Here is an 18,176-nt window from a genome sequence, read left to right as displayed (position 1 = left end):
AACCATGTAGTTAAAAAATGGCACGCCTTTTGATTAGGGAAGACAGGACTAAAGCAAAGGAGTTAATCGTGAAAAAAAATGCAGTGGTGATTCACCCTCAGGATTGCGTCGCGACGGCTATTACGGCGCTCAAGGCCGGCGAAACCGCCACAATGTTCATTGGCGAACGCGAGATAAGCGTTGTGTTACATCAGGATGTGCCATTTGGCCACAAATTCGCCATCTGCGATGTGCCTTTTCATGGCGAAGTTTATAAATATGGCGAATCCATTGGCCGCGCCACTCAGGAAATAAAAAGTGGCGACTATGTGCACGTCCACAATGTGGAAAGCGAACGCGGACGTGGTGACTGGAAATAATATAAAACAAGGGAAAATGATTATGAGCAATGAGACTTTTTTGGGTTTCCGCCGCCCTGACGGCCGTTTTGGCATCCGTAATTATGTACTGATTTTACCTACCAGCGTTTGTGCGAATAAAGTCGCCCAGGATATTGCCCGGCAGGTAAAAGGCGCGACATGGGTGAATAACGATTTTGGCTGCTGCCAGGTGGCAGGAGATGCGCGTCTGACGGAAAAGACATTGATTAATGTGGCGAATAATCCCAACGTCGGCGCTATTGTGGTTGTGGGCTTAGGCTGTGAAGGCGCGGAGCCGCTGCGCATCGCAGAAGAGATTACCGCATTTGGCAAACCGTACCATTCAGGAAGAGGGCGGCACGCTTAAATGTCAGGCTCGGGGGATTTCGCTGGCCCGCGATTATGCGCAACAACTCTCCATGCAAAAACCGCAGCAAGCGCCGGTTAGCGAGCTGCTGTTGGCGATGGAGTGCGGCGGGTCAGATACGACATCGGGGCTGGCGTCTAACCCTTCCTGCGGGGTCGCCTCGGATAAGCTGATACGCTGTGGCGGAAGCTCAATTCTTTCTGAAACGACGGAATTTATTGGCGCCGAGCATGTGATGGCGAAACGCGCGGTGACGCCGGAGGTTGGTCAACAGCTTATTGATTTAGTGGTCGGCTGCGAGGCGCGAGCAAAAGCGCTGGGCGAGGATATTCGCGGGGGACAGCCGACGCCGGGCAATATTAAAGGCGGGTTGACTACCATTGAAGAATTGAAGAAAAATCGTTAGGCTGTATGCATAAAGCGGGTCATGCGCCGCTACAGGGCGTACTGGAATATGCCGATAGACCAACGCATCCGGGCCTGTGGATTATGGATACCCCGGGGCAGGATATTGAATCTATTTCCGGCATGGTGGCGGGTGGAGCGCAGATCGTTATTTTTACTACCGGTCGCGGAACGCCTGCCGGTAACCCAATAGCGCCGGTAATAAAAATTACGGGTAATAAAGCAACGTGGGAAATGATGCAGGACAATATTGATATTGATGTGTCCGCCATTATGTCTGGCGAGGCTTCTATTACGCAAATGGGCGAGGAAATTTATCAGGAAATTTTACGCGTCGCGAATGGGAAAACGACTAAATCAGAAGATTTAGGTCATAACGAATTCTCTATTTATAAGATCGCGCCGACGTTCTGATACCAAATCGGGCAGCACAAGCTGTCCGGTTATCTCCTGGGAATAAGCTATGAAAATTAAAAAAACACTGGAACGTTTTCCTGGTGGTATGATGGTTGTACCGCTGATCATCGGCGCATTGTTTAAAACCTTTGCGCCGGAGGCGCTGGAAATAGGCGGTTTTGTCACCTCTATTTCGCATGGCGCAATGGCGATTTTAGGCATGTTTTTAGTCTGTATGGGCGCGGATATCCAGTTTAAAGCCGCGCCGAAAGCGCTGAAAAAAGGCGCTGCGATCACCTTTGCGAAATTTGCCAGCGGCGTGATTATTGGCATTCTGGTCGGAAAATTTTGCGGCCCGGATGGGTTATTAGGTCTGTCGGCTTTAGCGATTATTTCGGCGATGACCAACTCAAACAGTGGGTTATATGCCGCGTTGGTGGGGGAGTACGGCGATGAAACCGACGGCGGCGCGATTGCGGTAATATCGTTGAACGATGGTCCCTTTTTCACCATGCTGGCGTTAGGGTCGGCAGGCATGGTGTCGATACCCTTTATGAATCTGGTGGCGGTTATTATTCCCATTATCATTGGCATGATTTTGGGTAATCTGGATGAGGACATGCGCAAGTTTCTTAAACAGGGCAGCGTGGTAACGATTCCTTTTTTTGCCTTTGGGTTAGGATACGGTATTGATTTCGCAAGACTTATCACGGCAGGTTCTTCAGGCATTTTACTGGGACTCATGACGGTGGCGATTGGCGGATTTTTTAATATTTTCGCCGATCGTCTGACGGGAGGCAGCGGCGTGGCAGGCGCGGCGGTCTCCACCACCTCTGGCAACGCCGTCGCGACGCCAGCGGCAATCGCGCTGCTCGATCCGCATTTTACCGACCTGGCGTCGACGGCGGCGGCGCAGGTGGCGGCCTCGACGATTATTACCGCTCTGTGCGCCCCCTTCCTGACCGTATGGATAAAAAAACGCTACGATCGTAAACTGAACCCAGCCGCCGCAGGCGGTTAGCGTTTCGGCGGAAAATAAATCACGACGGGCGGTCTCGCCCGTTCATAAACCAACAGGATGGTGAGTGATGAATAAGACGAAAGATATAGCCGCATCTCCTCTCTGTTTTGTCTCTCCTTACCCTCAACTGGCAAAGGCTGCCGAGGCGCTGGTCGCGCAGTTGGATTACGCCGTCACTATTCATCAAACGACGCTTAATCGTATCCTGGATGAGCTACCTTTATTAGAGTCCCGTGGGCACCAGGTACTGATTAGTCGTGGCGGCTGTGCGGAAATATTAAAAAAGCACAGTAAATTACCGGTAGTCGAAATTAAAATGTCCGGCTACGACATTCTTGATGCGCTTATCCCTTTTAAAGGACAAAAAGGCACTGTCGGTATTGTCGGCTTTTCCAGTGTGATCAAAGGATGCGCGCGCGTAGCGGAACAGTTAAATATTAACTATAAAATTTTTACCTTACAGGGAAATGATAAAGAAACGATTTCTTGCCTGAAGCAACAATTAGCGTCCACGCCATTAGATTGTATTGTTGGCGATACCGTTTGTCAGGATTATTTTTCACCGCTGGGATCGCAATTCCGTTTACTTGATTCCAGCCCAGCCTCAATAACCGAAGCTCTGGAAGAAGCCCGCTCATTATATCTGGCTTTTCGCAGCCAATTACTCGAGCGTCATCATCTGCAGCTGATTCTCGATCAGTTTGATAAAGCTGTTATCACGCTTGATGATACCGGCGCGTTACTGCACTACAATAAATATGCGAGCCAACTTTTTAAGGTTAACGCCTCCGGTGAAATTTATGACGCGTCTTTTCTGAAACAGGTATTGCTCCAGGAGAGCGGCATACATTACGTGAGGGAAAAACCGTCAGCGCGAAAGTCGTCGATACGCCGCAAGGCGCGATGGTGGTTAATCTGTATCCGGTATTTGCGGCCAGACAGTTAAGCCGGGTAGTGTTGACGATGCAAACCGTCTCCAGTTTACAGGGGGCGGAACATCATGTTCGCCGCCAGGAACTGTCTCGCCGCGGCTTGAGCGCCCGCTATCATTTCGACGATCTGCTTACCGAAAACCCGGAAATGCTGCGTCGTCTGGCGATCATTAAAAATTATGCCGGTACGGACGCGACTATCTTAATTAATGGCGAAAGTGGAACGGGAAAAGAGGTGCTGGCGCAAAGTATTCATAATGCCAGCCAACGCGTCAACGGCCCGTTTGTCGCCATTAACTGCGGCGCGATGGCCCCTCAGATTCTGGAGAGCGAACTCTTTGGCTATGTCGCCGGCGCATTTACCGGCGCGTCGCCGAAAGGCAAAATAGGCCTGTTTGAATTAGCGCACCACGGTACCATTTTTCTGGATGAGATTAGCGAACTGGATAAACCGCTACAGACGCGCTTATTATGGGTATTGCAGGAGCGGCAGATTATGCGGCTGGGCTCAGACCAGATGATACCTGTTGATATTCGCGTGATTGCGGCGACCAATCAGACGTTAACGAAGCTCATTGCGGACGGGACATTTCGCGAAGATCTTTACTATCGGCTTAACGTATTAAAAGTGACCACCATCCCGCTACGCAAACGTCCGGAGGATATCAAAGCCATCGGCCTGTCGCTGCTTACTAGTTTCAGCCAGCATTATAAACGCCCGGCACTAACGTTAACCCCGGCGCTGTGGCAAGAGCTTCAGCGCTTCGCCTGGCCCGGAAACGTCAGGCAGTTAAGCAATATTATCGAACGGCTGGTGCTCTCTATTGATCACTCCCCGGCAACGCTGGATGAGGGACGCCTCTTGCTGGACGATCTGGAAGAGGGGAGCCGACGCGAGCCAAATACCTGCCACGACTGCCAGATGCTGGCTGGCGATTATAAAACGATTCGCCTGCGTATTCTGAGAAAATTATTAGAGGCGGAAAGGGATAATAAATCGTTAGTGGCGAAACGGTTAAATGTCGATCGTACCTCGCTGACGCGCTGGATACGCGAGTCGGCCTGACAAGAATTTACAGACTCTGTGGGCAGCCTTGCAAAGCGTAACGCAAATAACGTCTATTATTATAGGCAGTTAACGATCCAAGAGGTGAAGTGATGAACAAGGTTGCTCAATATTACCGTGAACTGGTGGCCTCATTAAGCGAGCGTTTACGCAATGGCGAGCGCGACATTGATGCGCTGGTGGAGCAGGCGCGCCAGCGCGTGATGCAAACAGGGGAGTTAACGCGAACCGAGGTGGACGAACTGACGCGCGCTGTCAGACGCGATCTGGAAGAGTTCGCCATGAGCTACGAAGAGAGCCAGGACGATAGCGTCTTCTTACGGGTGATTAAAGAGAGTCTCTGGCAGGAACTGGCGGACATTACCGACAAAACCCAGCTGGAATGGCGCGAGGTATTCCAGGATTTGAATCACCACGGCGTGTATCATAGTGGCGAAGTGGTGGGATTGGGGAATCTGGTGTGCGAGAAATGCCACTATCATCTGGCGGTTTACACGCCGGATGTGTTGCCGCTCTGCCCGAAGTGTGGCCACGATCAGTTCCAGCGCAGGCCGTTTGAGCCGTAAGGTTCATTATCGTGAGCGGACGGTTGCCGTCCGCCATGTTAAGCGTGCAGTTGGGCTTCCAGTTTGCGGATCTCTTCATCGACGTTCCATTTGCCCGTGGGCTGTGCTTTTTTGAACCAGTAGAGCGCTTGTTGTAGGTCTTGTGCGGTACCGTGTCCATCTCTGTACATGCATCCGAGGTTGTACCAGCCCGATGAATTGTTACATTCTGCTGATTTGTGGAACCATTCCAGTGCTAGCGAATAATTTTGCTCGACGCCATGACCGCATTTGTACATCCAGCCGATACTGTTATAGGCACCATCGTCACCCTGGTCTGCCGCTTTTCGAAACCAGTATATTGCCTGCTGGTAATCTTGTTTGATACCTTCTCCGATGTAATAACAATAGCCCATCTGATATTGCGAGTAGCTGCTCTCTTGTAGCGCGCTCTTCTTGTACCAAAGAGCGGCAAGGGATAAATTTTTCCGACATCCTTTCCCATTGCCATACATATACGCCAGTCTTTCCTGGCTGGCGCAATGGCCTTGTAATGCTGCCTGTTTAAACCAGTAGAGTGCCTGTGTATCATTTTGCTCTACGCCAGTTCCTGAACGATACATTCTCCCGAGATTATATTGCGCAAGGTTGTGGCTCTGTTCTGCTCCTTTGCGATACCAGGCAACGGCCTGGGCATAATCTGGCGCCATCCCGGTTTCTCCTTCCTGAACCCAGCCTAATGTGTTGAAAGCGTGGCGGTGTCCTTGCTGTGCGGCTTTTTCTGACCAGAATAAAGCCAGCGTATTATCTTTCATGTCGGTAGGCGTGTCTTTGTATCGTAAGCCGAGCCAATATTGTGCCTCGCAGTGTCCTTGTTCAGCTGCCTGCTGCAACCAATAAAAAGAGAGCTTATCCTCTTCGCTGCCATCTATACGTTCGTCATTATATAAACGGCCTAATATATATTGAGCTTCACTATTTCCTGACTGCGCCAGTTCGGTTAATTGTGCTAAAGATACGTTGTCGCAGGGATGACTGGTTATGGAATGATTCATTTTTTAATTTATCCCGCCATTGTTTTTTAGATTAATAATATATTGCGATTTGGCTTTGTTGTACTCTATTTTAGTTTTCAATTGCGTTTTTATTTGTGGTGTGAATATATTTTGGCGATTTATTATGGATAAAGAATCACAATATTTACTCTTTGCACTTTCCTCGCCGATGGAAGTATTGAACGAGGACTGTTTACCTTCACATTCGTCACCGAAAATGTATTTAGGTGTAAAACGTTTCGATCTTGAATCGTCGTGGGGTATTGAAAATCGCGATGAACTGCTTCAGACCATTTCCCGCATGACGGATGACGGTCATGCCACGCAACTGGAATGGCTATATCGCCGCTGGTTTAGGTATGCGCCGCAGGAGTGGCAGGAGTATACCGACGCGCTGGACGAGGGAGATCGCATTTATGCCCGATTCGTCGCCGATACCGCCGTGTGTTGCGGCGAAGGCGGTATTCGCAGCTGGGATTATGTGCGGATGGGATTTCTCTGCCGCATGGGCGTGCTCAATGAATGGCTGACGGAAGAGGAGAGCCTGTGGCTGCAGTCGCGGATACAGCTTCGCGCGCTCAGCTATTATTCCGGCTGGTTGCAATATTTCAGCGCTTATTACACCGGGCGTTTGTACTGGCAGTTACGGAATGGCGATAACCTACCGCTGCTACGCGAGACATTCGCCCGTAAGGAGTTTGACGACGAGGGGCGACGTATGATGAATAAGCTGATCGCCGGGAAAGACAGTTTTTACGCCACGCTGCCGTGGCGCTACCTGCCCCATTACCCTGAATGCCCGGACACGCTTCAGGAGGTGAGCGATCTATGAAAACCTGTTGGCAAGTCCTTGGCATTGAGGCCACCACGGATACCGACGCCATTCGTCAGGCTTATCTGGCGCTGCTGCCGTCATTTCATCCGGAAACCGATCCGCAGGGTTTTAAGCAATTGCGAGAAGCCTATGAGAATGCATTGCAGGGGACAACATCGCCCGCCATTACGGTGGTTGATGAGGATCCCGATACCCCGTGGGTGAATTATCTCAGGGAGATATTCGGTGATTTGCTGGCGGATGGCGAACGGCGCTTTCAGCCGCAGGCATGGCAGGAGTTTATCCAACAGATCAATAAATTATCGATTTCACAGGTCGAAAAATCGCGCTGGTGGCTGTGCGCTATCGCGATGAAGACCTTTCCTATTTCGTACTCGTGTCTGAAACTGCTGTCAGATCGCCTGGCCTGGGAACAGGGGAGTGATAATCGAGATGTCGATGCCGAGGAGGTGGAGGATCTTTTGTTTGAAATCCGCCGTGGCGACCTGTTTGATTATTCGCTATTGCTGCATTTGCCAGTGGCGGTACAAAACCAGACCATTGCTTTTTATGATGCCCTGGACAACACCTTTTTCGAGCATCCTCTCTATTTCGCCCAACTTATGGCGCAGCACGGCGCCTGGATTATCCCGGACAATCTACGCTTTCAACGACGTCTGTTACGCTGGTTCAGCACCTTGCACTGGGGTATTGCGGAGCTGCTGCCTGTCGCCCTGGCATGGCAGGAAGCCGAACCCGATAGCCAGACGCCGGGTTATTACTACTTAGCCCAGCGCGTATTCTGCGGTGAAGGCGATAGCCTGCTGCCAGAACTTTACGCGCAGTGGTGGGCGTATCCTTCTACCCAGTTTGACGATCTGTTGCTGCGCTGGTGTCGCCAGCATCGGCCGGACTTTTTCCCGCTGCTGGTGATGGCGGTTGAGACGTGCGAGCAGGTCGATATCGATGGCGAACCGCTGCTCTATATTCCCGGCTCCAGCGCCCGTACCTGCTTGCTGTGGGCCGAGGCGCTGCACAGCGGCGCATTATCGCCGCTAAGCGAAAGTTTTATTGCGCGGCGTTTGAATTATGGCGCGCCAGCGATGAGTGAGGCGCATAGCCAGCATCCATACTGGCTGTTGTATCAGGTGGCGGATAGCCTGGCGTGCGCCGAGGAGCCGTCAGCGGCATTGTTACAGAGTCTGGTAACGAAGCTTGATGCGCCGGATATCTGCCCGTTGGAAGCGCTGGTTATTCGCGGGTTGCTGGGGCGGGCTGCGGCTGTCGCCACACCGTGTGAAGCTGTAGTCGCAGATGAAGAATCGGTGACGACAGTGACTTCGCAGAGTGTGGAGGAATCTGGCGGCGGCTTTGGCCTCTGGCAGGTGATTAAAATCATTTTATTTATTGGCGTTGTCGGCCATGTATTACGTCAGTTTATGCATTAGGGATATCGAATATGGACAAGGAAGAACAATATTTACTTTTTGCGCTCTCCACACCGATGGAGGTGCTATATATCGGCAATGAGCCTTCGCATACCTCTCCAGCAATGTATACCGGAATTCCTGCTGTCGATCTCTCCGATTCATGGGGGATTGATAACCGTGAAGATCTTATTCAAACCATCTATCGGATGACGGACGATGGTCATGCGGCAGATTTGGCTCCCTTTTATATCCGCTGGTTTACGCTATCTCCTCGTCAATGGCGCGAATTTACCGCGCAGTTTGGCGAGCAGGGCCAAATTTATGCGCGATTTGTTGCCGAAACCGCACTATGCTGCGGGCGCGGAGGCATTAAAGCCTGGGACTATGTGCGTATGGGGTTTTTATGCCGGATGGGGGTGTTGAATCAATGGCTGACGGAAGAGGAAAGCCTGTGGCTGCAATCGCGTATCTATGCGCGGGCGTACTATTTTTACGACGGTTGGACGCAATATTTTGCCGCCTATTCGTTGGGTCGGCTGTACTGGCAGGCTAAAGGGGACACCATACAGGCATATTTCGCTCACCTAAAGTACGACGCTTCAGGCGCGCGGATGTTTAATGAACTGGCCTCTACGACAGAGAGTTATTATGCGCAGCTACCGTGGCGTCCGCTCAACGAACAACCGACATGCCCGGAAACGCTTAAAGGAGTGAGCGATTTATGAATATCTGTTGGGAAATCCTGGGCATTGAACCTACCACCGATCTGGAATGTATCCGTCAGGCTTATCTTGCCCTGTTGCCCTCATTCCACCCTGAGAGCGATCCGCAGGGTTTTAAGCGATTGCGCTAGGCCTATGAAGAAGCGCAGCACTGGGCCGCCTCGCCTGCGGAGGACGCAAAAACGGAAGAGGTGGGCGACGAACATGAAATACTGGTGGCGTTCAGGGAATTGCTGGCATCAGAGCGCGATCGCTTTCAGCCCTCGGCATGGCAGAAATTTATTCAGCAATTGAACCAGTGTTCAATGGATGAGATAGATAAGCTGCGCTGGCAGTTGTGCGACATCGCCATGAAAACGGAAACGATCTCGCTGTCTTGCCTGGCATTGTTGGCGCAGCGTCTGAACTGGCAGCCGCAGGAAGCAGACGATGATGCTGAGGGAGAAGAGCTGGAAGCATTTCTGGAGACCGTAAAGCGGGGCGATGCGTTTGATCTGCTAAGTCTGGCCAAATTGCCTCTTGTTGTTCAAGACCAAACTGACGCCTATTTTTTTAAGCTTGAGCGTATCTGGCGCTTTTATCCCGAACATTTTGCCGACGCTCTGCAGGTTCAGGGAGCCTGGATAATTCCCGATGATAAACAGCTGCATCGTAAACTATTACACTGGTTTAGCGCCGAGCAGTGGGGCATGGCCGAACTGGTCGATATTGCTCGTCGCTGGCAGGCTGCGGAGCCGGATAACGAAGATGCGCACTATTACCTGTGCAAACAGCGTTTGCTCTGCGGTGAAGGGGAAAGCTTGTTGGCCGATCTTTGCGATTTCTGGCAGCGTTACCCCTCCACGCAGGCGGACGACCTGTTGCTGGGCTGGTGCCGCCAGCACCGGCCTGATTTCTTCCCGCTGGCGGTGATGGCGGTCGAAGCGCGCTGTATGGCGGATGCCGAATATGTGCCCGGTGAAAGTGCGCGCACGCGTTTACTGTGGGCCAACATTTTGCACAGCGGTAGGTTATCACCGCTGGGGCGTTCATTTGTTGACTCCCTGTTTTATAAGCGAAAAGCGATGGCGTGGGCAAATTCGCGGCTGAGTACCCAGGGGGAACCCGAAACGCCGCTGTTGGATCTGTACCGGACGGCGGAGCAGGTGGTGCTGGAAGCGTTTCCCAAAGAAAAGCCCTTTTTTCGCCTGCTGATCCGGCTGGAGGAGGGGCAAGCCTGTCCGCTGGAGGCGCTGATAACGCAGGCATTGTCATCTAAAATTGCCATGAAGCCAGGCGATATTCGCAACAAAAAGGAGCTGGCGGAAGAGCTCAGGCTGGCGGCTGAGAAAAAATTGTCTTCTGAAGCGAAAACCGAAGCACCCCGTCAGGCGGAATCTGGCGGGGTGATGAAAATCATGAAGATTGTCGGTTTGATCGCGTTGATTGTCTGCGCGTTAAATCGATTCTTCCATTTTTTCTGAACAGGGGCAGTGAAAGCGCCGTTACGGCGCTTTCGGCTCGTCAATACCCAGATATTCACAGGCGCGACGGCGCACATCATCGACGCGCTGCATATCATTAGACAGCAGCGCCGCGTCGAAATCGGTAATAATCTCCCCCAGCATTTCGCGCTCATCGCCTAACGCGCGTGACCACTGCTCCTCTAACTGTGCTTTAAACGTCCGGTTAATCAGCATATCGCGGGGATAAATTTTCAGCGCCTGCAGGCGCTCGCGGCTGGCGTCGATTTGCTGCGTCGTCAGTGAGGTGGCATTGTGACTGATGATTCTGGATTCACTCTTGCCGTCTTCCAGCAGCACGTCAACTTCCAGCAGGCCATTAATATCGTAGCTAAAACGAATATCAATGGCCTGAATGTGCCCGTTCGGCTTCAGCATGACGTCAAAAGAATCGATCAGGATATTATTTTTCACCTTATGGCTTTCGCCCTGGTATACCCTGACGCAAATAGAGTCCTGCTCAGGGTGCATGGTGGAGTACGTTTCCACTTTTGACACCGGAACGGTGGTATTGCGTTCAATGATGGGCGAGAAAATACCAGGCACTCCCTGTCGGTTGACTTCCACGCCCAGCGAGTAGGGGCAGATATCCGTGAGGATCACCTCTTCAACGTCTTCATGGCGCAGGCGACAGGCGGCCTGAGTTGCGGCGCCAAGCGCCACGATGGTGCTGGGATCGTAACTTTGATAGGGCAATTTACCGAATAAGCGCACCGCGATGCGTTGCACCAGCGGCATCTGTGACGCACCGCCGACCAGCACCAGGCTGTCAATTTGCTCCGGTTTGAGTCGGGAGTCGCGCAGCGCCTGCTCAATGGGCGTGCGCAGCCGGTTGAGCAACGGTAGCCACAGGGCTTCAAGCTCATCGTCATAAAACGTGCTTTCCAGCGCGCGCTCCTGATAAAGCCAGCTCATGCGCAGCGGGGAGCCGCTGGCGCATTTTGCGGCTTCAACACAGGCATACAGCGCAGCCAGATCGCTATCCGTCAGCGCTGATTTATCGAGGTTCCAGCGTTTCAGCACTTCATCAAGCAACAAATGCGTGAAATCTTCGCCGCCGAGGTAGTTATCGCCAGCGGAGGCGTGAACTTCGATAATCGGCGTAGCGTATTCCAGAACGGTCACATCAAAGGTTCCGCCCCCCAGATCGAAAACCAGCGAACGGCTGTTTTGCTGCGTATGCAGGCCATAAGCCATTGCCGCCGCCGTGGGTTCATTGATCAAGCGCACGGCGTTTAACCCCGCAAGCTCAGCGGCAAGGCGTGTATGCTTACGCTGCTCATCGCTGAAATAAGCCGGAACCGAAATCACGACATCCTTGATGGGCTGCTGAAGATAGTCTTCCGCATCTTCTTTCAGCGAGCGTAAAACCAGCGAAGATAATTCTGGCGCATTAAATGACTCTTCACCTAAATGCCAGTGGGTATTACTACCCATTGCGCGTTTAAATAAGGCAGCGGTTTTATCCGGATGCGATGTTTTACGGGCTGCGGCAGGTTTTCCCACCAGAATTTTCTTATTTTCATCCATACTAATTATGGATGGTGTTAAATATTCACCAAATTTATTAGGTATTAATTGTGCGGCCCCGTCTTGCCAGACGGCAATTAAACTATTGGTGGTGCCGAGATCGATACCAATCGCTAACGTTGCATTATCCATTGCGTTTAATTTATCGGGAAAAAGAGTTCATAGAATAAAGAACACTACTCTCGGGCGTGGTGATCTTTATCAATGTCACGCCTGGCGAAAGTATTCATCCATAATTTTCGTCAACTCCGGGCGCTCGCCGTTATCATTGATCGCGAAATCGAGGAAAAAAGCATCGGCCTGTGGCGTGCGTTTCTGGGCCAGTAAACGAAACGCCAGCGGGTAGTGGCAGGCATAACCGGGTGCGCGAGTCAGAAAACGGACAAAATCAATCAACAAGGGAGAATGGGTATAAAACAGCGCGCGTAACAGTACGGCGGGAAATCCCTCTTCGGTGATCCCTTGCGCCATGATTTTGTTGAGGCCGGCCTCGCTCAGATCGCCTGCGGCAATAATATCTGCGCAGGCCGCAAGATCGGGATAATGCGTTGCGCAGTTAGCCAATGCGTTCGGCCAGTTGACGCGGGTATAACTTTCGTCATGGCGAGTAGAGTAATCCTCCCAAAGGGATGGCGGTAGTTTTTCGTACTGTATTTTCAGGGGGATGCGGCGCTGAAACTGGGCTTCTTCCAGGCGCGCGCCGTCATAAAATCGCAGATATTGCTGTCGCGTCTCGTAGCATGACATCGCCACCGGCTGGCTGATGACCCAGGTTTTCACGGGCCGGCCTTCCAGCGCGGCGGCGGTGGCTTTATGGTGACCATCAAGCAGGACGCAAAGCCAGCTGTCATTCATATACCAGGCCAGCGCGTGGCTCTCTGGCTTATCGCGATAATACCCGGCGCGTTGTGGGTTAAATCGCGATGGGGGCTGGCCTGGCAGTAAAAAACAGGGTTCGCCGGACTGGTAGTGATAGTCCACGTCAGCAATCCACTGCCCTGTGGTCGCGGGATTCGGTTGTTTTTCGTTACCCACCGCCCAGAAAAAATGTCCGTTGCCATCTGTGGGATAAAGTTCGCGTTCTTCCAGCCGGTAATAGCCATCGGCAAAGAGTGAAAACAGCGGCGTCAGGGCGGTAAATGCTTCGTTCAACCCGACTCCTGTCTGATTCCACTCGGCAAGTGAGGATAAAAACTGCGCGGCGCCTTCATCATCATTGCTAAAACCGGCATAAACAAATTCTGCGCAGGTTGGGCACCAGGCTTCAGAGAAAAAACGAATCAGCGGCGAGCCATGCCAGGAGAGCGTATGAATACCGGCGTCAGAGTCGGGATCGTGGATAACGCAGGGACGAAGCAATGCTTTTCCGTTACGTACTGAAAACGTAATATGGGCTACGTCGTGCTGTAGCAGGCTGATTTCAGGTCTATTGTTACGCCAAAACATCGCTGTTCATCCCTGGATTCTACTTTGCGCTTTATGCGTAGTATTGCAGCCGCTCCGCCAGCAAATCGACAAATCCCTAGCGGTCTACATCCACCATCACCGTCGCATTCGGCTTATTCCCCGTCAGGAAATAATAATCCACCACCGTCATCCCCTGGGTGTATTTCCCCTTGGTTTCCACGCCGACCCAACGCTCAACGGTGGTGAAAATCTCGGGTTTCAGCAGCCAGGCGATAGTGCAAGGGTCGTGCAGCGGCGCGCCGACAAATCCCCATTTTTCGTCTTTGTGATATTCAAAGAAGAAGTCGAGTAGTTCAGCCACGATCGTCGAAATTGGATTGCCGATGTCGCGGAAACGCTCGATATCGGCGGCGTGAATCTGCGCCTTATGGGTGACGTCCAGCCCGGCCATCACCACCGGAATGCCTGACTGGAAGACAATTTCTGCCGCTTCCGGGTCGACGTAAATATTAAATTCCGCAGCGGGCGTCCAGTTACCCAATCCCATTGCGCCGCCCATGATCACAATGCGGGCGATTTTCGTATGCAGTTCCGGATGGCTATTCAGCAGCAGCGCCACGTTGGTCTGTGGGCCAGTGGAGACGATGGTGACCGGTTGTGCGCTCTCGCGCAGCGTTTTTGCCATCAGCTCAACGGCAGTGCCGCTTTGCGGGGCGAATGACGGCTCGGGCAGCGCCGGGCCGTCGAGGCCGCTTTCGCCGTGAACGTTATCGGCGATAATCAGTTCGCGCATGAGAGGTTTCACCGCGCCGCCCGCCACCGGAATATCCGGGCGTTTGAGCAGTGTCAGCATCCGCAGCACGTTGCGCAGGGTCTTCTCCGGCGTCTGGTTACCGGCGGAAGAGGTGATCGCTTTCACTTCCAGTTCAGGGGAGGCGAGGGCGAGAACGAGGGCGATCGCGTCATCATGACCCGGATCGCAATCAATAATAATGGGCAGTGCCATTGTGGCTCCTTGTAAGCGGTACTTTGTGACAAGGTTAACGCCCGGCTGGATACGTTTCGAGAAGCGAAGAAGTAAAGCGTGAGATAGCGCGCACTCTGACGTGCGCGCCGGGAAGATTAGTGCAGGATTTTCGCAAGGAAGTCTTTTGCGCGATCGGAACTGGGGTTAGCGAAGAACTCCTCTTTTGGCGAATCTTCGACGATTTTACCTTCATCCATAAAGATCACCCGGTTAGCCACTTTACGGGCAAAGCCCATTTCGTGCGTCACCACCATCATAGTCATCCCTTCGTTCGCCAGTTCGACCATCACGTCCAGCACCTCGTTGATCATTTCCGGATCGAGCGCGGAAGTCGGTTCATCGAATAACATGGCAATGGGGTCCATACATAGCGCGCGGGCGATCGCCACGCGCTGCTGCTGGCCGCCGGAAAGCTGCGCCGGGAACTTGTTGGCATGTGCAGACAGGCCAACGCGCTCCAACAGCTTCAGGCCTTTATCGCGGGCGGCGGCCTTATCGCGTTTCAGCACTTTCACCTGCGCCAGCGTCAGGTTTTCGATGATCGACAGGTGGGGAAATAGTTCGAAGTGCTGGAATACCATGCCCACGCGGGAACGCAGTTTCGCCAGATCGGTTTTTTTGTCGTTCACAATAATGCCGTTAACGGTAATTTCGCCTTTTTGCACCGGTTCCAGACCATTGACGGTCTTAATCAGCGTGGATTTACCGGAACCCGATGGCCCGCAGACTACCACCACCTCACCTTTTTTCACTTCTGTTGAACAATCGGTCAGCACCTGAAAGTGACCATACCATTTTGAAACATTTTTCAGGGTAATCATTAAACTGTCCTTTTCTTCAAATAGCTGACCAGCAACGACGCGCTCAGGCTGATAACAAAATAAACGGCGCCGGCGAACAGAATCATTTCGACCTGAGTTCCGTCACGCTCGCCGATAGTCGACGCGGTGCGGAAGAAGTCCGCCAGGCTGAGTACATAAACTAAAGAGGTGTCCTGAAATAGCACGATGCCCTGCGTAAGCAACAGCGGCACCATCGCCCGAAACGCCTGCGGCAGAATAATGAGCTTCATCGACTGCCAGTGGGTCATCCCCAGCGCCAGCGCGGCGCTGGACTGCCCGCGGGAAATACTTTGAATACCGGCGCGAATAATCTCGGAATAGTAGGCCGCTTCAAACATAGAGAATGCCACCATCGCGGAGATCAGGCGGATATCGGTTTTCGGCGATAGTCCCAGCACGTTTTGCAGAAAGCCGGGTACAATCAGATAGAACCACAGCAAGACCATCACCAACGGGATGGAACGGAAAACGTTAACATACGCTTTAGCAAACCAGGCGATAGGGGCAAAGCTTGAGAGGCGCATGACGGCCAGAATGGTTCCCCAGACTATCCCCACGACAACGGCGGTGACGGTGATCTTCAGCGTGATGACCAACCCGGCCAGCAGGTAAGGCAGTGAGGGGATAATCGAACTCCAGTCAAATTCGTACATTATTTGCTCCCCACGTTGCCCGGCAGGCGGACTTTGCGTTCAACCAGGCTCATGACCAGCATGATAACGGCGTTAATCAGCACATAGGCCAGCGTAATGGCGGTGAAGGATTCCCAGGCGTGCGCCGAGTAATCCAACAGTTTGCCTGCCTGCGCCGCCATATCCACCAGGCCGATGGTTGAGGCAATAGCCGAGTTTTTCACCAGGTTCATCATCTCTGACGTCATTGGCGGCACGATAACGCGATAGGCATTCGGCAGCAGGACATAGCGATAAGCCTGCGGCAGCGTTAGCCCCATCGCCAACGCCGCGTTCTTCTGCCCGCGAGGCAGAGACTGAATCGCGGCGCGCACCTGTTCGCAAACGCGGGCGGCGGTAAACAGTCCCAGACAGATCATTGAGGAGAGGAAAAACTGAATATTGGGATCGAGTTCTGCCTTAAACCACATGCCAAGATCTTCCGGCAACAGTTCAGGCACCACCAGGTACCAGGTGAAGAATTGCACGATCAGCGGCACATTACGGAACAGTTCTACGTACAACGTGCCCAGTCCGGAGAGGAAACGGTTGGGAACGGTACGTAAAATGCCGAAAATAGATCCTACTAGGAAAGCGATAATCCAGGCGGTAATCGAAAGGGCTACGGTGACCTGAAAACCACTCCATAGCCAGCCGAGATAGGTGGTGTTGCCGAAGGGGGCTTCCTGTAAAAAAATACCCCAGTTCCAGTCTATTGACATACATCTACTCCGAAAAAAAAGGTAGCAGCGCTACCCTCGAAGATTGTTGCCCGGCGATTTGCGGCTTCAGGCCCGATGGGGAACGACCATCAGGCTTATAGTCTGTCCGTGCTGAGCGACAATCGAGAGGACAGGAGTCCCGTCCCATTTAGTTTTAGTTAGTTAAGCGCTTTATCATTCGGTGCTTTGAACAGGGCTTTCATCTCGTCAGACAACTCGAAATTCATGTTCAGGTTTTTCGGTGGGATCGGATTTTTAAACCACTTATCAAACCACTTTTCCGCTTCGCCGGAGGTTTGCGCCTGGGCGATGGTATCGTCCATCAGCTTTTTAAACTCAGGGTCGTTTTTACGCAGCATACAGCCGTAGGCTTCCTGGGACTGCGGTTTACCGACAATCTCCCAGTTATCCGGTTTCTTGGCTTTGGCGCGCTCGCCGGCCAGCAGCGCGTCATCCATCATAAAGGCGACGGCGCGACCGCTTTCCAGGGTGCGGAACGAGTCACCGTGGTCTTTCGCGCTAATAATACGCATCCCCATCTTTTGCTCTTCGTTAAGCTTATGCAGCAGAATTTCAGAGGTCGTCCCGGAGGTGACGACGACCGCTTTGCCTCTCAGATCCGGGAAATCTTTAATATCGCCGCCTTTTTTAGTCAGCAGTCGCGTCCCGACGACGAAAATCGTATCGGAGAAGGCGGCCTGTTTCTGGCGCTCAAGGTTGTTAGTCGTTGAACCACATTCAAAATCGAAGGTTCCGTTTTGCAACAGCGGAATACGGTTTTGCGAGGTGATCGGGATCAGCTTCACCTGCAGATCGGGCTTGTTAAGTTTCTTTTTTACCGCTTCCACAATGGCGTTGGAGTAGTCCTGGGAATAGCCGACCACTTTCTGCTGGTTGTCGTAATAAGAAAAGGGCACAGAAGATTCGCGATGCCCGACGACGATCACGCCATTTTTAGCGATCTTGTCCAGGGTGCTACCAGCGGCAGGCGCGCCATCTTCTGCGTGCGCAAGGCCCGCAGACAGTCCCATGACCAGCATTGCTGTGGTTAGCTTACGTAATTGCATATCCAACTCCTTTATCATCTGCGCCGTCGACGCATTGATAGCTATTGTGATGTTGTTATTGCCTGCAACTTGCGCGTGCAGTGTTATGTGTGTTTGTTAACATTTAGTGTGGCTTGTTGTAAATATTTTGCTGCGATATTGTTTATTTTTGCGAAGTGCGCCGCACCGTTCAGAGGCAAAAATCCTACATTGCACCGTTCAGGTGCTACCGATGATCGATTTTGGTGCGACCAGGTTGCACAAGCAGCCAGAACAGGTTTGCCATGTTTAACAAAGCAATAGACGTGCCAGAATGA

14 protein-coding genes and 3 pseudogenes are annotated in these 18,176 nt (G+C 52.3%); 9 read left to right on the top strand and 8 right to left on the bottom strand.

All coding sequences use genetic code 11. From position 1 onward, the window contains the following. Nucleotides 1–17 precede the first annotated feature (17 nt). The 5 genes and pseudogenes from ACLJRU_RS14095 (at nucleotide 18) to ACLJRU_RS14075 (ending at nucleotide 5,112) form a co-directional block, all read left to right on the top strand. Complete coding sequence (locus ACLJRU_RS14095; protein ID WP_001574029.1) at nucleotides 18–359, top strand: UxaA family hydrolase; 342 nt, start codon at nucleotides 18–20, stop codon at nucleotides 357–359. Between the two features lie 16 nt (nucleotides 360–375). Next, nucleotides 376–1,545: pseudogene (locus ACLJRU_RS14090) on the top strand (UxaA family hydrolase). Between the two features lie 49 nt (nucleotides 1,546–1,594). After that, nucleotides 1,595–2,548: a 2-keto-3-deoxygluconate permease gene (locus ACLJRU_RS14085; RefSeq protein WP_000694477.1), complete on the top strand. Its 954-nt coding sequence runs from the start codon at nucleotides 1,595–1,597 to the stop codon at nucleotides 2,546–2,548. 67 nt (nucleotides 2,549–2,615) lie between these two features. Next, nucleotides 2,616–4,546, top strand: a pseudogene (locus ACLJRU_RS14080) (sigma 54-interacting transcriptional regulator). Nucleotides 4,547–4,638: 92 nt separating this feature from the next. Beyond that, nucleotides 4,639–5,112: a zinc ribbon-containing protein gene (locus ACLJRU_RS14075; protein ID WP_001044884.1), complete on the top strand. Its 474-nt coding sequence runs from the start codon at nucleotides 4,639–4,641 to the stop codon at nucleotides 5,110–5,112. Between the two features lie 38 nt (nucleotides 5,113–5,150). On the opposite strand, the gene ACLJRU_RS14070 is transcribed toward ACLJRU_RS14075, so the two are convergent. Continuing rightward, nucleotides 5,151–6,146: a tetratricopeptide repeat protein gene (locus ACLJRU_RS14070; protein ID WP_001016630.1), complete on the bottom strand. Its 996-nt coding sequence runs from the start codon at nucleotides 6,144–6,146 to the stop codon at nucleotides 5,151–5,153. Nucleotides 6,147–6,270: 124 nt separating this feature from the next. Between ACLJRU_RS14070 and ACLJRU_RS14065 the strand changes: the two genes are divergently transcribed. The 4 genes and pseudogenes from ACLJRU_RS14065 (at nucleotide 6,271) to ACLJRU_RS14050 (ending at nucleotide 10,575) form a co-directional block, all read left to right on the top strand. Then, the gene (locus ACLJRU_RS14065) at nucleotides 6,271–6,978 is read left to right on the top strand and encodes a DUF1266 domain-containing protein (RefSeq protein WP_001539450.1); all 708 of its coding nucleotides are present in this window, start codon (nucleotides 6,271–6,273) and stop codon (nucleotides 6,976–6,978) included. Next, a complete protein-coding gene (locus ACLJRU_RS14060; protein ID WP_023234731.1) occupies nucleotides 6,975–8,408 on the top strand; it encodes a J domain-containing protein in 1,434 nt (477 codons plus the stop codon). Before ACLJRU_RS14065 ends, ACLJRU_RS14060 begins: the two co-directional genes overlap by 4 nt. Before the next feature lie 11 nt (nucleotides 8,409–8,419). Beyond that, nucleotides 8,420–9,115: a DUF1266 domain-containing protein gene (locus ACLJRU_RS14055; protein ID WP_000356624.1), complete on the top strand. Its 696-nt coding sequence runs from the start codon at nucleotides 8,420–8,422 to the stop codon at nucleotides 9,113–9,115. Further along, nucleotides 9,112–10,575 (top strand): annotated as a pseudogene (locus ACLJRU_RS14050) (J domain-containing protein). The gene ACLJRU_RS14055 and the pseudogene ACLJRU_RS14050 overlap by 4 nt, the downstream one beginning before the upstream one ends. A 21-nt stretch (nucleotides 10,576–10,596) precedes the next feature. Here the strand turns inward: ACLJRU_RS14050 and hscC are convergent. From hscC to ACLJRU_RS14015, 7 genes are all read right to left on the bottom strand, one after another. After that, nucleotides 10,597–12,276, bottom strand: coding sequence for a molecular chaperone HscC (gene hscC, locus ACLJRU_RS14045; RefSeq protein ID WP_023234732.1), 1,680 nt, complete (start codon nucleotides 12,274–12,276; stop codon nucleotides 10,597–10,599). Nucleotides 12,277–12,351: 75 nt separating this feature from the next. Then, nucleotides 12,352–13,590: a hypothetical protein gene (locus ACLJRU_RS14040; protein WP_001539455.1), complete on the bottom strand. Its 1,239-nt coding sequence runs from the start codon at nucleotides 13,588–13,590 to the stop codon at nucleotides 12,352–12,354. 76 nt (nucleotides 13,591–13,666) lie between these two features. After that, nucleotides 13,667–14,557, bottom strand: coding sequence for a pyrimidine-specific ribonucleoside hydrolase RihA (gene rihA / locus ACLJRU_RS14035; protein WP_023234733.1), 891 nt, complete (start codon nucleotides 14,555–14,557; stop codon nucleotides 13,667–13,669). Between the two features lie 116 nt (nucleotides 14,558–14,673). After that, nucleotides 14,674–15,399, bottom strand: a complete 726-nt coding sequence (gltL, locus tag ACLJRU_RS14030) for a glutamate/aspartate ABC transporter ATP-binding protein GltL (protein ID WP_000631369.1) — start codon at nucleotides 15,397–15,399, stop codon at nucleotides 14,674–14,676. Next, nucleotides 15,399–16,073 carry a glutamate/aspartate ABC transporter permease GltK gene (gene gltK, locus ACLJRU_RS14025; RefSeq protein WP_000272799.1) on the bottom strand — a complete coding sequence of 225 codons (675 nt, stop codon included), beginning with the start codon at nucleotides 16,071–16,073 and terminating at the stop codon, nucleotides 15,399–15,401. Before gltK ends, gltL begins: the two co-directional genes overlap by 1 nt. Further along, nucleotides 16,073–16,813 (bottom strand): glutamate/aspartate ABC transporter permease GltJ, encoded by a 741-nt coding sequence (gltJ, locus tag ACLJRU_RS14020; RefSeq protein ID WP_000020930.1) that lies wholly within the window; start codon nucleotides 16,811–16,813, stop codon nucleotides 16,073–16,075. The genes gltK and gltJ overlap by 1 nt, the downstream gene beginning before the upstream one ends. A gap of 158 nt (nucleotides 16,814–16,971) precedes the next feature. Beyond that, the gene (locus tag ACLJRU_RS14015; RefSeq protein WP_023234734.1) at nucleotides 16,972–17,880 is read right to left on the bottom strand and encodes an amino acid ABC transporter substrate-binding protein; all 909 of its coding nucleotides are present in this window, start codon (nucleotides 17,878–17,880) and stop codon (nucleotides 16,972–16,974) included. Nucleotides 17,881–18,176: the final 296 nt, after the last annotated feature.

Origin of the sequence: Salmonella sp. SAL00653, from assembly GCF_046552515.1 — a bacterium.
Classification (GTDB): Bacteria; Pseudomonadota; Gammaproteobacteria; order Enterobacterales; family Enterobacteriaceae; genus Salmonella; species Salmonella enterica.
This window is presented reverse-complemented; position numbering and strand designations above follow the sequence as displayed.

Bases quoted from the DNA above. Each gene is read 5' to 3' on its own strand.
- ACLJRU_RS14095 (WP_001574029.1), top strand. From the start codon at position 18: ATGGCACGCCTTTTGATTAGGGAAGACAGGACTAAAGCAAAGGAGTTA.
- ACLJRU_RS14085 (WP_000694477.1), top strand. From the start codon at position 1,595: ATGAAAATTAAAAAAACACTGGAACGTTTTCCTGGTGGTATGATGGTT.
- ACLJRU_RS14075 (WP_001044884.1), top strand. From the start codon at position 4,639: ATGAACAAGGTTGCTCAATATTACCGTGAACTGGTGGCCTCATTAAGC.
- ACLJRU_RS14070 (WP_001016630.1), bottom strand. From the start codon at position 6,146: ATGAATCATTCCATAACCAGTCATCCCTGCGACAACGTATCTTTAGCA.
- ACLJRU_RS14065 (WP_001539450.1), top strand. From the start codon at position 6,271: ATGGATAAAGAATCACAATATTTACTCTTTGCACTTTCCTCGCCGATG.
- ACLJRU_RS14060 (WP_023234731.1), top strand. From the start codon at position 6,975: ATGAAAACCTGTTGGCAAGTCCTTGGCATTGAGGCCACCACGGATACC.
- ACLJRU_RS14055 (WP_000356624.1), top strand. From the start codon at position 8,420: ATGGACAAGGAAGAACAATATTTACTTTTTGCGCTCTCCACACCGATG.
- hscC (WP_023234732.1), bottom strand. From the start codon at position 12,276: ATGGATAATGCAACGTTAGCGATTGGTATCGATCTCGGCACCACCAAT.
- ACLJRU_RS14040 (WP_001539455.1), bottom strand. From the start codon at position 13,590: ATGTTTTGGCGTAACAATAGACCTGAAATCAGCCTGCTACAGCACGAC.
- rihA (WP_023234733.1), bottom strand. From the start codon at position 14,557: ATGGCACTGCCCATTATTATTGATTGCGATCCGGGTCATGATGACGCG.
- gltL (WP_000631369.1), bottom strand. From the start codon at position 15,399: ATGATTACCCTGAAAAATGTTTCAAAATGGTATGGTCACTTTCAGGTG.
- gltK (WP_000272799.1), bottom strand. From the start codon at position 16,073: ATGTACGAATTTGACTGGAGTTCGATTATCCCCTCACTGCCTTACCTG.
- gltJ (WP_000020930.1), bottom strand. From the start codon at position 16,813: ATGTCAATAGACTGGAACTGGGGTATTTTTTTACAGGAAGCCCCCTTC.
- ACLJRU_RS14015 (WP_023234734.1), bottom strand. From the start codon at position 17,880: ATGCAATTACGTAAGCTAACCACAGCAATGCTGGTCATGGGACTGTCT.